We start from the raw sequence: 12,200 nt of genomic DNA, 5'->3' as shown, positions 1-12,200 counted from the left end.
CGGCCTGCGCCCCGGCGAGTCCCTCGGCGATTCCCTCAGCGCGGGACGCCGGCGGCGGCCACCCCGCCCTCGCAGTCTTCCAGCAGCTGCGGCAGTTCCTCCGCCGGGACCGGCGGGCTGCACAGAAAACCCTGCCAGGCGTCGCAGTAGCGGGTCTTGAGGAAGCTGCGCTGGTCTTCGGTCTCGACCCCTTCCGCCTGCACTTCCAGCCCCAGGTTGTGGGCCATGTTGATGATGGTCACGGTCAGTTCGGCATCGTTGGGGTCGTGCGGCAGATCCTGGACGAAGGCCCGGTCGATCTTGAGCCAGTCGATGTTGAAGCGCTTGAGGTAGGCCAGCGAGGAATACCCGGTGCCGAAGTCGTCGATGGCCAGCGCCACGCCCAGGCCCTTGAGCTGCAGCAGGACCTCGCGCGAGCCCTCGGCCTGGATCAGGGTGGTTTCGGTCATCTCCAGCACCAGACGCCCGGGGTCCATCCCGGTGGAATCCAGCACCTCGCGCACGCGCGCGACCAGTGCCGGGTCGTTCATCTGGTGGGCCGAGAGGTTCACCGCCAGCGACAGCTCCGGCAGGCCCTGCCGGTCCCATTCCACCACCTGGCGGCAGGCCTCGCGCAGGACGAACTCGCCCAGCGGGCTGATCAGGCCGGTTTCCTCGGCCACCGGGATGAAGCGCCCGGGCGAGATCAGCCCCTTGTCCGGGTCGCGCCAGCGTACCAGCGCCTCGACCCCGGACACGCGGCGTTCGCGCAGGTCGATCTGCGGCTGGTAGAACACCTCGAGATGGCCGTTCTTCAGGGCCTCGCGCAGATGATTTTCGGTCTCCAGGCGCTCGCTGGCGGCGGCGGTGAGGTCCTCGCTGTAGAAGCTGTAGGTGTTGCGGCCCTGGGCCTTGGCGCGGTACATGGCCGCGTCCGCCTGGGTGATCAGGGCCTCGGGCGACCCGCCGTTATCGGGGAACAGGGTGATCCCCAGCGAGCCTCCGACCTGCAGCGAGCGCCACCCGCCCACCGCGAAGGGCTCGGCGATCACCGCCAGGATCTCCCGGGCCCGCTCCTCGAGGGCCTCCAGCGATTCGACATCGTCCAGCAGGACGATGAACTCGTCGCCGCCCAGGCGGGCGATGGTGTTGGCCCGTACCCGATCCTTGAGCCGGTCGGCGAGGATCTTCAGGAGTTCGTCGCCGACCTGGTGGCCGAGGCTGTCGTTGATGGTCTTGAAACGGTCGAGGTCCAGGAACAGGATCGCGACCCGCCCGCCATCTTCGGCACTGGTGTTGATCGCCGAACGCATGCGCTGGGTCAGCAGCACCCGGTTGGGCAGGTCGGTCAGCGGGTCGTGGCTGGCGCGATGCGCCAGCTCCGCCTCGTGCCGGCGCAGGCGGGTCTCGGCCTCGCGGCGCTGCTGCACCTCGCGCCCGAGGTCGCGGTTGATCCGGTGGTAGCGCATGGTCGCCGCGGCCATCAGCGCCAGCAGCCCCAGCAGCAAGGCGATGGTGACCGCCGGGTTCTCGCGCCAGTAGAGCAGCGGGTCCAGGGCCGGGTTGCGTTCGTAGGGCGGGGCGCCCAGACGTTCCAGCAGGTCATGCGCCGGGGCGTAGGACAGGGGCGCGGCCCAGCCGAGATATTCGCCGGCCCCGCTTGCCGGGTGACCCTCCGGCATCTCCAGCAGGGCCACGGTTACCGCGTTGGCCAGGGCTTCGTCGGCATGTTCCATGCGCGAGAACGGCCATTCCGGGAACAGGCGGGTGGTGTGCTCGAACGGAAAGCCGGGAGTGTCGCGCGGTTCCAGCACCCGCAGCTCGCCGGGTTCGAACGCCCCGGCCCCGGCCATGCGGTCGAGCACGCCGGTGCGGACCGTGCCGGCGTCCGCGCGGCCGTCGAGCACGGCCTCGACCACGCGGTCATGCGGCATGTCGGTGAAAGTCAGTTCGGCGAGATCCTCGCGCGGATCCACGCCGGCATCCAGCAGGGCCTCGTGCCCGGCATGCCAGCCACCCAGCGAGCCCTCCTGTACCGCAAACAGGTGCTGGCCGGCGATGTCCTCCAGCGCGGTGATGTCGTCGCGGTCGGCGCGCGTGAAGATGACGCCGCCGAACAGCCGGACCGGTTCGCCTTCGTGTGACGCGATCAGTGTGGTCAGGCGGCTGATGCCGTGGGCGTATTCCAGCTGGACGTAGTGCCCGGTATTGGTGAGAACGAAATCGATCTCTTCCCCCGCAACCGCGTCTTCCAGCTCGGGGAAGTTCATCGCCCGCATGCGGAAGCGGGCGTCGAAATCCTCGCCAAGGCGTTCGGTCAGGTAGTCCGCGGTCGGTTGCCAGCGGGCCTCGGCTGCACTTGCCTCGCGCACCGCGAGCACACCGATGTCCACCGTCGTGGCCCCATCCGGAGCGCCGGCGACCGCGCCCGGGAGGGACGGGAGCAGCATCACGGCCAGGACGAGGGTGCGGGGCAGCCATTGCATGCCGGTCAGCCTACTACGAACCGGGCGGTGGATGCTCGTTCGTGCAGACAACGGTTTGATTCGGGAACCTTTCGTTCCCGCGAGGGGCAGGGAAATGCAGGGAGGGCAGGGAGGAAAGGCCGCCAGAGCCCCGCCCGTGCCATGACCACGGGCGGGCAAGGGGGCGAGTGGCCGGTGTTCACCAGCTCTTGTAGGGCAGGAACTTGCCGTTCCAGGTGATCTTCACCCGATCGCCCTTCGGATCCTCGACCTTGTCGATGTCCATGGTGAAGTCGATGGCGCTCATGATGCCGTCGCCGAACTTCTCGTGGATCAGCGCCTTCATGGTGTCACCGTACACGTTGATCGCCTCGTAGAAGCGGTAGATCACCGGGTCGGTGGGGATGGTCTTGTCCCAGTGCTTGTGCGGGAAGGCCTGCAGGGCCTTCGACACGTCGGGCCCGAGATCGAGGAACGCGGTGAGCCGGTCGGCGGCCTCGGCGTCGAGGTGGTTCATGCCGTAGCAGGCCGAGGTCACGTAGACCTCGTGCAGGCCGGTGGCCTCGGCGATGCCGGCCCAGGTCGCGGACCGGCTCTCCTTGGCTTCGAGGATGGTGGCGGTCATTTCGGTCTTGCTGAGGGTCATGGATGGCCTCCCGGTTGGTGTCGGATCAGTGTTGCCACCCAATGCTCTGCAGATCCCGTGCCAGCTGGACGCCGTTCACCGGATCCGCTCCGGGACGGCCGTACGGCAGCACGGGTCGGGTGAGGCGGACACTTTGTCCGCTCCCGGTGCGGACAAAGTGTCGACAATGTCCGCACCGGGGTCTCAGGCCAGTCCCAGTTTCTTCAGGCGGTAGCGCAGCTGGCGCGGGGTGAGGCCCAGGTCCATGGCGGCGCGGGTCTTGTTGCCGCCGCTGCGTTCGATGGCGTCCCGCAGCTGGTCGGCCTCGGAGGCGTGCACGCGGCGGTAGGGGCGGACGATGCCGGGGCCGGCCGCCCCGTCGGAGTGCGCCTCGTTGCCCTGCGCGCCGGGAAAGGCCGCGGTGTCCGGGGACGGTGCGGTGTCGGGTTGCGGGGAACCGGCAGGGCCGGTGGCGTGCAGTCCGGGGCTGATGCGCGATTCCTCGTGCAGGATCTCGTCGATCAGGGCGGTGCCGATGCGGCCCTCGCTGGAGAGCAGCACCGCGCGTTCCAGCACGTTCTCCAGCTGGCGGATGTTGCCCGGCCAGTCGAAGGTTTCCAGACGCTCCATCACCCCGTCGTCCAGGACCACGTTCCAGCCATGGACGTGGGTGTAACGGTCGAGAAAGTGCCGTGCGAGCAGGCGAATGTCGCTGGCGCGATCGCGCAGCGCGGGCATGTGCAGCGGGATTACGTTCAGGCGGTAGAACAGATCGAGCCGGAATTCCCCGGCATTGACCGCTTTCTGCAGGTCCTTGTGGGTGGCGGCGACCACGCGCACGTCCACCGGGATGTCGCGCGATCCCCCGATCGGCTGCACGACCCGTTCCTGCAACACGCGCAGGATCTTGGACTGCAGCGCCTCCGGCATGTCGCCGATCTCGTCGAGGAACAGGGTGCCGCCGTCGGCCAGGGCGATCTTGCCGGTCTTGGCGCTGGAGGCCCCCGTGAAGGCCCCTTTCTCGTGGCCGAACAGTTCCGATTCCAGCAGGTCGGCCGGGATCGCGGCACAGTTCAGGGAGATGAACGGTCGCGCGTTGCGCTGGCTGATCCGGTGGATCATGCGTGCGATCTTCTCCTTGCCGGTGCCGGAGTCGCCGGTGATCAGCACCGTGGCCTGGGTATCGGCGATGCGGTGGACCTGCTTGAGGACGCTGCGCAGGGCGGGGCTCTCGCCGAGGATCCCGTATTTCGCCCCCTGGGTGTCGAGGGCGCTCTTGAGGTAGCGGTTTTCCGAGACCAGTTCGGCCGTGCGTTCGGCGATCAGCTGGTTGATGCGCAGGACCTGGCCAATCATGGAGGCGACAACGCGCAGCACGTTGAGATCGTCCTGGAACTGGCGCGACCGGCGGCGCAGCCGGTGGACCCCGAGTACGCCGATCGGCTGTTCGTCCTGCACGATGGGGACCCCGATATATGCCACGGTCTCCTGCGGCAGGGTGGAGCGGTCGACCGCCCGGGCGAGGTATTCCGGCTCGTTGTCGATGTCCTGGATCAGCGCGATCTGTCCGGTCTTCATCACCCGGCCGGTCACGCCCTCGCCCAGCGAGTAGCTGCCGCGCTCGCGTTCGGCGTCGGTCAGGCCGTAGGCATGCCGGATCTTCAGCTGTCCGCTGTCCGGGTCGGGCAGCAGGACCCGGCCGCGGTTGAGGCCCAGCAGCTGGGACATCATGCCGAGGATGCGGTAGATGGCGGCGTCGGGGTCGCGCGAGCGGCCCATCAGCCGGGCGACCTCCAGCAGCAGGGTGATCTCCTGCTCGCGGGTCGCCTGGTCGGTGCGGTCTTCGGTGGCGGTGTCGTTCATGCCCGGTGGACATGCAGAAACCCTGCCAGCGCCGCGGACCGGGCCGTGGCGGGGCACGGAGCGGATTCGGGAGGAACCTGGCGACGGATTTTGCACCGCGATGGTGCGCTCGGTTCCGGTACGCGCCCGAAGGGTGCAGTGCATCCCGCGGGCCGTGGACAAAAAAGGCCCGGCCGTGCACGGCCGGGCAGACGGAGGGAGTGAGGGGGCGGCTCAGCTTTCGGCGTGGTAGCTGCTGCGCCGGATCAGGCGCACGCAGATGGCGTCCAGCATGTAGCCGATCAGGCCGATCACCAGTACGAAGGCCGCCAGTTTGTCGTACTCGAGCGTGTCGCGGGCATCGTTGATGGCGTAGCCGAGGCCCGAGGTCACCCCCAGGTATTCGGCTGGGACCAGCACGATCCAGGCCACACCCACCGCCAGGCGGATGCCGGCGAACACGTCCTGGGCGATCGCGGGCATCACGATGTAGCGCAGGGTGTGGTAGGGGTTGGCGCCCAGGTTGTTGCCCACCTTCAGCCACATCGGATCGATGCGCTGCACGCCGTGCGCGGTGGCGTAGGTGATGGGCCAGACCGCGGCGATGGCGATCAGGAAGATGATCGCCGCATCCCAGGTGGCGAAGGCCAGCACCGCGATCGGCATCCACGCCAGGGGCGAGATCATGCGCAGGAACTGGAACGGCACGTGGGTGGTTTCGCGCAGCACGTTGAAGTACCCGATCATCACCCCCAGCGGGACCCCGATCAGGATCGCGTAGAGCAGGCCGAATCCGACCCGGTGCAGGCTGGACTCGATCGGCGACCACACCTGTCCGGAACTCACGATGTCCCAGAAGGCGGTCAGCGTGGGCCCGGGGGCGAAGCTGGCGAAGGCCATGGTGTCGGGGTTGTTGGCGATGGCCCAGCCGCCCCACCACCACAGGGCCAGCAACCCGGCGATGCCGAGCAGCGGGTACTGCAGCCGCCGGCGCAGGTGGTTCAGGGAACGCAGGGAGGCCCACCCCCACTCCCCGGGGGTGGCCGGCATGTCGAATGTGACGTCGCGGTTCATAGCTGTACGATCTCCTCGCGGGCAAACGGCGAATCCATGTCCACGCCGGGTGCGTTGTGCCAGGCGGTGTATTTCTCCATGGCCTTCTCGACGAACTCGTAATTGACCAGATCATCGGCCACTTCCTGCGGATCCAGGCCCTGCAGGAAGGTGGTGTCGCCGCCGACCAGGGTCTCGTTCATCGCGCCCACCAGCATCTTCGTCGCCGAGGGGTAGGGCCACGGGGAGAAGTCGATGCGGCCGTTAGCCCAGTCGGCATGGCGGATCGCGCCGGAGTCGATGTAGGTACTGTCGTCGGCGTAGTTGGTCATCGCACGTTCGACCACCCCGGACGGCATCGGCAGGTAGCCCTTGCCGTCGCGCGACAGCAGGTGGGCGATCTCCTTCTTGTTGTCCTGGATGTGGCCCTGGGCGCGAACCACCGCGTTCATGGTCTTCTGCGTCCATTCGGGCTGGCGATCGGTGAGCGTCTCGTTCATGCACACCACGCAGCAGGGGTGGTTCTTCCAGATGTCGCCGGTGAAGCGCAGCAGGTTGCCGTGGGCCAGCATCTCGCCGGCGGCGTTGAAGGGCTCGGCGACGATGAAGGCGTCGATCGAGCGCGCGGCCAGGGCCGGCGGCATGTCCGGCGGCGGCATCAGCATCAGGTTGACCTCGTCCGGGGCCAGATCGTCCCCCTGATCCTTGATCACCGGCTTCAGGCCGGCGTCACGCAGGGCCATCTGCATGACCACGTTGTGCATGGAGTACCAGTAGGGCACGGCCACGCTCATGCCACCCATGTCGGCGAAGTCGTTGACCTCCACGTGGCGGCCGGTGACCACCGCCGACCCGTTGGTGTGGGCCCAGGACATGATCTTGGCCGGGAAGTCGTTCTGGTAGCGCATCCACAGCGGGATCGGCTTGAGCAGGTGGACCAGGTTGAAGCGGTTGGCCGCGAAGGATTCGATCAGCGGCGACCAGCCGCGGATCAGCTGCGGTTCGGCCACCTCCAGGCCTTCGTCCTCGAAATAGCCCTCGGAATGCGCGACCAGCAGGGCCGCGGCATCGGTGATGGGGATGTAACCGATGCGCACGACGCCGTCGAAGTCGTCCACTTCGGGGTCGACGCCACCCAGCTCGGGCTGCTGGGCGAGCAGCGAACCCGGGGCGGTCAGGCCGGCGCCGGCGACCAGCGAGCCGGCCGCCGCCGAGCGCAGGAAGGTGCGGCGGGACAGGCTGCCGCCAAGGATGCGGTCGAGTTCCGCGTCGATGTGGTGGTGGTTGTCACAGTTGCACATGGTGAGGTTCCTCTCGGGTAACGGGCTAGGGACGGTTCAGGCCGCGCGAATCGCGCGACGGGCGGGGGCGGATCCGGACCCGGCGGAATCGTCGGCTTCGGCGGATGACGACGTGTCATCGGTCGGGTCGGGGCGCGAGGCCGGGTGACGCGTCGCGCCAAAGAACTCCATCAGCTCGGCCTTCAGTTCGGTGAATCCGGGGCTGGTGCGGTCGCGCGGATGCGGCAGGTCCACCTTGAGCTGGTGCTGCAGCGTGCCCGGATTGGAACCCATCACGATGACGCGATCGGCCATGGCGACGGCCTCTTCGATGTCATGGGTCACGAACACCACGGTGATGCCGCGATCCCGCGACAGCCGCACGACCTCGTCCTGCAGCTCGGTCTTGGTGAACGCATCCAGGGCGGAAAACGGCTCGTCCAGCAGCAGGAGTTCCGGGTCGGTGGCCAGACTGCGCGCCAGGGCCACGCGCTGCTGCTGGCCACCGGACAGCGACTGCACGTTGACCTCGGCCTTTTCGGCCAGGCCCACCGTCTCCAGCAGGGCGTCGACGCGCTTGTTCATGCCTTCCTGACGGCCCTGGAAGATCAGGCCGAGGGAGGCGTTGCGGCGCACGGTCATCCACGGGTAGAGCGAGGGTTTCTGGAACATCATGTTCCAGCGCGGGCTGGGCTTGATGACCTGGTGGCCGTTGATGCGTACCGCGCCCTCGCTGGGGATCAGCAGGCCCGCGAGCATGTGCAGCAGGGTGGATTTCCCGCAGCCGCTCTGCCCGATCAGGGCGATGGTCTCGCCGGGGCTGACGGTCAGCTCGATGTCCTGGAGCGTCGGGTCCGTCTGTTTCGGATAGTGATGCGTAATGTAGTCGATGGAGATGGCTGCGCCCATGGCGGTGCTCCTCTTCCGGGAACGTTGGTGGGCCGTGGTTCTCACGGCGCGCTCACAGGAACCCTTACAAGAGGCGTGCCAGATGCAGAACGGCGGCGGACCGGGCGCGAAACGGGGGTGGCTCCGGAGGGGGTGAAACGGCTGCAGGACGCGGATCAGCGGGGACCGGGCGGGGGCACGAGCCGGCACGGGCGGTGACGCCGGGTGGCGGTGGCCGACGTTTCGTCGTGGTGCAACGGGGCATTGTGTCGACAATGTTGGTGCAAAGCGCGGACAAACTGTCCGCTTTGTCCGCCTGCGGGTCGGGGTGATCTCCCCGGATGGACTGCCGATCGGCCGGGAATCGCGGCATGGCGCCATCGGGGGCAACATGGCACGGCTTCTGCAACGGGACTGGCGACCCGGCCACAAAGGTTCGGGCATTGACCAAACAACCGTCAGGAGACCTGATCATGTCGACCGCAGAAGCCACCACCACGATTTCCATGAATGCCCTGGATCCCATTGACCAGGACGGGCTGAACAAGCTCGCCGACAAGGGCAAGTCCAACCCCGACAGTGTCGTGACCCTCAAGGCGCGCACCGTGTGCGAGGGCAAGTTCCGCAACCTGACCTACGTGCGTGACCTCGATGCCCACGTGATCGACGAGCCCCCGCATCTGCTGGGCGACGACACCGCCCCCAACCCCTCCGAGGCCGCGCTGGCCAGCCTGGGGGCCTGCCTGTCGGTGGGGATGCACGCCAATGCCATCGATCGCGGCATCACCCTCACCAAGCTGGAGCTGTCCCTGGAGGGCGACATCAACGTGACCGCGGTCTGGGGCGTGGGCGATACCGACAAGTCCAAGCGCCTGGGCTTCACCGACATCCGCGTGAAGGTCGACCTCGAGGGCGACGCCAGCGAGGAAGAGCTGCAGGAACTGGTGGCGCACGCCGACTTCTGGTCGCCGGTCGCCAACACCATGCGCAACCCGGTCAACCTGGCCGTGGAAAAGGCCTGAGGCCGAGGAGACCCGTAATGCTCGAGACCCGTGAACAAGCAACGGGGGTGGCGCCGGTCTCCGCACCGGTGTACGCCGAGGACGGGCTGCGGGACCTGGTGGCGGGGCAGCTTGCCCCGCTCACCGTCCGCATCGACCGTGACGGCCTTTACCCCGAGGAATTCCTGCATCAGGCGGGTCAGCTGGGTGCCTTCAATGCCCATCTGGCCAGTCAGAACCCCGCGGGGGCCACGGACCTGGTGTCCGCGATCCGCGCCGAGGAGGTGATCTCCGCCGAATGCATGACCACCGGATTCGTTGCCTGGTGCCAGAACGCCTGCGCCTGGTACGTGGAGAACAGCGATTCCTCCACGCTCAAGCGCGAGGTCCTGCCGAAGCTGGCCGGCGGCGAGGCGTTCGGCGCCACCGCGCTGTCCAACCCGATGAAATGGTTCGCCAGCATCGAGGAGCTCAAGCTCTCGGCCGAGCGTGTGGAGGGCGGCTACGTGGTGTCCGGGGCGCTGCCGTGGGTGTCCAATCTGGGCGACGATCACTACTTCGGTGCGATCTTCCGTACCACGGATGATAACCCGCGTCCGCTGATGGCGGTCATCAACTGCGCCGACCCCGGCTTCAGCCTGACCCCGTGCCCCGAGTTCATCGCTCTGGAGGGTTCGCGCACCTTCGGCTGCCATTTCGACCGGGTGTTCGTGCCCGACGAGCACGTGCTGGCCGATCCCCTGCCGGAGTACATCCAGCGCATCCGTCCCGGTTTCGTGCTGCTGCAGATGGGCATGGGCCTGGGCCTGATCGAGGGCTGCATCAACACCATGCACGAGGCCAACGAGACCCTGTCGCACGTGAACGGTTACCTCGATGACCAGGCGGGCGAGCTGGAGGAGGTCCTGGAAGACGCACGCCAGGCGACCTATGCCCTGGCCCGCGATCCCTTCGACACCAGCGACGCGTTCTTTGCCGACGTGCTGCAGATGCGTCTGACCGGTTCGGAGCTGGCGCTGCGGGCCTCGCAGTCGGCGCTGCTGCACAGCGGGGCGCGCGGTTACCTGTCCAGCGCGGCCGCCCAGCGCAAGCTGCGCGAATCCTATTTCGTGGCCATCGTTACCCCCGCCATCAAGCACCTGCGCAAGGAGCTGGCGCGTATCCACGCCCACTGACCGGCGCCCGGAGGAGACATCATGCTGGAAACCACCACCAAACTCGATGCCGAAGCGGCCGTGGCCGCCCTGAAGGAGGCCGTGGAGGCGCAGGGACTGCGCGTGGCCGGAGAAATCAACGGCCAGGCCAATGCCGCGATGATCGGGGCCGAGGTCCCGGTCGACCGTATCCTCGAGGTCTTTCATCCACGCTATGCCCTGCGCGTGTGGGAGGCCTGCAAGCCCGCGGGTATCGACATCCCCCTGCGCATCCATGTCTGGAGCGACGGCGAGCAGCTGCATGTAACGGCGCGGCGTCCGTCGGAGGTGTTCGCCCCCTGGGGCAGCGCCGAGCTGGATGCGCTGGGCGCGGAGCTGGACCCGCTGTTCGAGGCGATTGTCGCCGGTCTACCGGAGGTTGCGTGATGTCTGCTGAAGCCGAAACCCAAACCGAATATCGACGCTACATCTGCCGCGTGTGCGGCTACATCTACGACGAGGCGAAGGGCGACCCGGACTCGGGCCTGCCACCGGGGACCCGGTTCGAGGACATCCCGGACGACTGGTACTGCCCGGACTGCAACGTCACCAAGGCCGACTTCGACCGCCTGCAGCCGCGTGCCGAGGACCCGGTCGAGGCACAAGCGGCGCAGGCCTGGCGCACCCCGCTGGCGGACGACCCGGATGCGGTGGTGGTCGTCGGCGGCGGCATGGCCGGCTGGGCAATGGCCGAGGAACTGCGCGCCCGCGACCCGGAGCGCAGTATTCGGCTGGTGACCGGGGATCGCGGCGATTATTACACCAAACCGCGGATCTCCACGGCCTGTGCGCGCGGTGTGGACCCGGACGACCTGATGGAGGAATCCGGCGTGGCGCGAGCCGCGCGCCTGGGCGTCGAGCTGCTGCCGCACGTGCGCCTGCTGGACATCGATCGTGAACGCCGGCGCCTGATCACCCCGCGCGGCGGCATTCCCTACGGCGATCTGGTGCTGGCGACCGGCGCGAGCCCGATACGGCTCGACATTCCGGGCGACGGATCCCCGCCGCGGGTGGTGAACACCCTGGATGACTACCGCGTGCTGCGTGCGGAACTGCAACCCGGGGCCCGCGTGGCCATCGTGGGCGCGGGGCTGGTCGGCAGCGAACTGGCCGATGATCTGGCGGCCGGCGGCTATTCGGTGGATCTGATCGAGATGGCCGAGCGCCCGCTGGCGCGGCTCGCGCCGCCCGAGCTGGGAGATGACCTGGCGGCTGCACTGGCGCAGCGCGGGGTCGCCCTGTACACCGGGACCTCGGTGGCTTGTCTGGAGGCCTTGCCGGCGGCGGGCGAAGGTCCCGTGGCGTCCCGGCTGACACTGGCCGGTGGCGAGACCCTGGAGGCGGACGTCGTGATTACCGCCCTCGGTTTGCAGCCGAACATCGACGTGGCTGCCGGGGCCGGCCTGGACTGCGGGCGCGGCATCCGGGTGGACGCAACGCTGGCGACCTCCGATCCCGCGATCCGCGCCCTCGGGGACTGTGCCGAATATGACGGCGTCCTGCGCCCCTACGTGGGTACGCTGCGGGCCCAGGCGGAAGTGATCGCCGATCGCCTGGCCGGGGGAACGGCGCGCTATGCACCGGACGCCGGCACCGTGCAGGTCAAGACCACCAGCCTGCCGATGCAGGTCTGCCCGCCATCGGTCGCGGATGCCGCCGCGGGTGCGTGGGTGTCCGTGGAGGGCGATGCCGACGGCCGCCGGATGGAGTTCCATGCCGACGGCCGCCTGGCGGGTTTCGCCCTGTCCGGGGCCCTGACCCGCGAGGCCGGGCCGATGGAGGCCCGGCTGGGCGAACCGGTGACGCAGCCGGAGGTTCGCGCGCGGATGGCGTCCTGACGGACGCCTCTGCCCGGGCCCCGGCGGCGCCGCCCG

General features: G+C 68.3%; 10 protein-coding genes. 4 read left to right on the top strand and 6 right to left on the bottom strand.

The genetic code is table 11. The features are described from left to right. Positions 1–35 precede the first annotated feature (35 nt). The 6 genes from F788_RS0105920 to F788_RS0105895 form a co-directional block, all read right to left on the bottom strand. Positions 36–2,465 (bottom strand): EAL domain-containing protein, encoded by a 2,430-nt coding sequence (locus F788_RS0105920; protein WP_019589580.1) that lies wholly within the window; start codon positions 2,463–2,465, stop codon positions 36–38. A gap of 178 nt (positions 2,466–2,643) precedes the next feature. Next, on the bottom strand, positions 2,644–3,090 hold the full coding sequence (gene cynS, locus F788_RS0105915; RefSeq protein WP_018947655.1) for a cyanase: 447 nt from the start codon (positions 3,088–3,090) through the stop codon (positions 2,644–2,646). 183 nt (positions 3,091–3,273) lie between these two features. Then, complete coding sequence (locus F788_RS0105910) at positions 3,274–4,932, bottom strand: sigma-54-dependent Fis family transcriptional regulator (protein ID WP_019589579.1); 1,659 nt, start codon at positions 4,930–4,932, stop codon at positions 3,274–3,276. 213 nt (positions 4,933–5,145) lie between these two features. Beyond that, positions 5,146–5,961 (bottom strand): ABC transporter permease, encoded by an 816-nt coding sequence (locus tag F788_RS0105905; RefSeq protein ID WP_231372034.1) that lies wholly within the window; start codon positions 5,959–5,961, stop codon positions 5,146–5,148. A 20-nt stretch (positions 5,962–5,981) separates the two neighbouring features. Then, positions 5,982–7,265, bottom strand: a complete 1,284-nt coding sequence (locus F788_RS0105900) for an ABC transporter substrate-binding protein (protein WP_019589577.1) — start codon at positions 7,263–7,265, stop codon at positions 5,982–5,984. A gap of 36 nt (positions 7,266–7,301) precedes the next feature. Then, complete coding sequence (locus tag F788_RS0105895) at positions 7,302–8,153, bottom strand: ABC transporter ATP-binding protein (RefSeq protein WP_019589576.1); 852 nt, start codon at positions 8,151–8,153, stop codon at positions 7,302–7,304. A gap of 452 nt (positions 8,154–8,605) precedes the next feature. Between F788_RS0105895 and F788_RS0105890 the strand changes: the two genes are divergently transcribed. From F788_RS0105890 to F788_RS0105875, 4 genes are read left to right on the top strand one after another with little or no spacing between them, the layout of a single operon-like run. After that, a complete protein-coding gene (locus F788_RS0105890) occupies positions 8,606–9,154 on the top strand; it encodes an OsmC family protein (RefSeq protein ID WP_019589575.1) in 549 nt (182 codons plus the stop codon). 17 nt (positions 9,155–9,171) lie between these two features. Beyond that, positions 9,172–10,308 carry an acyl-CoA dehydrogenase family protein gene (locus tag F788_RS0105885; RefSeq protein ID WP_019589574.1) on the top strand — a complete coding sequence of 379 codons (1,137 nt, stop codon included), beginning with the start codon at positions 9,172–9,174 and terminating at the stop codon, positions 10,306–10,308. A gap of 21 nt (positions 10,309–10,329) precedes the next feature. Further along, positions 10,330–10,713 (top strand): DUF302 domain-containing protein, encoded by a 384-nt coding sequence (locus tag F788_RS0105880; protein ID WP_019022334.1) that lies wholly within the window; start codon positions 10,330–10,332, stop codon positions 10,711–10,713. Continuing rightward, positions 10,713–12,164: an FAD-dependent oxidoreductase gene (locus F788_RS0105875; RefSeq protein WP_019589573.1), complete on the top strand. Its 1,452-nt coding sequence runs from the start codon at positions 10,713–10,715 to the stop codon at positions 12,162–12,164. The genes F788_RS0105880 and F788_RS0105875 overlap by 1 nt, the downstream gene beginning before the upstream one ends. Positions 12,165–12,200: the final 36 nt, after the last annotated feature.

The sequence above is a fragment of the Thioalkalivibrio sp. ALE10 genome (assembly GCF_000381385.1).
Lineage (GTDB): Bacteria > Pseudomonadota > Gammaproteobacteria > Ectothiorhodospirales > Ectothiorhodospiraceae > Thioalkalivibrio.
The sequence above is the reverse complement of the archived record's forward strand: the minus strand, read 5'-3'. Positions and strand labels throughout refer to the sequence as shown.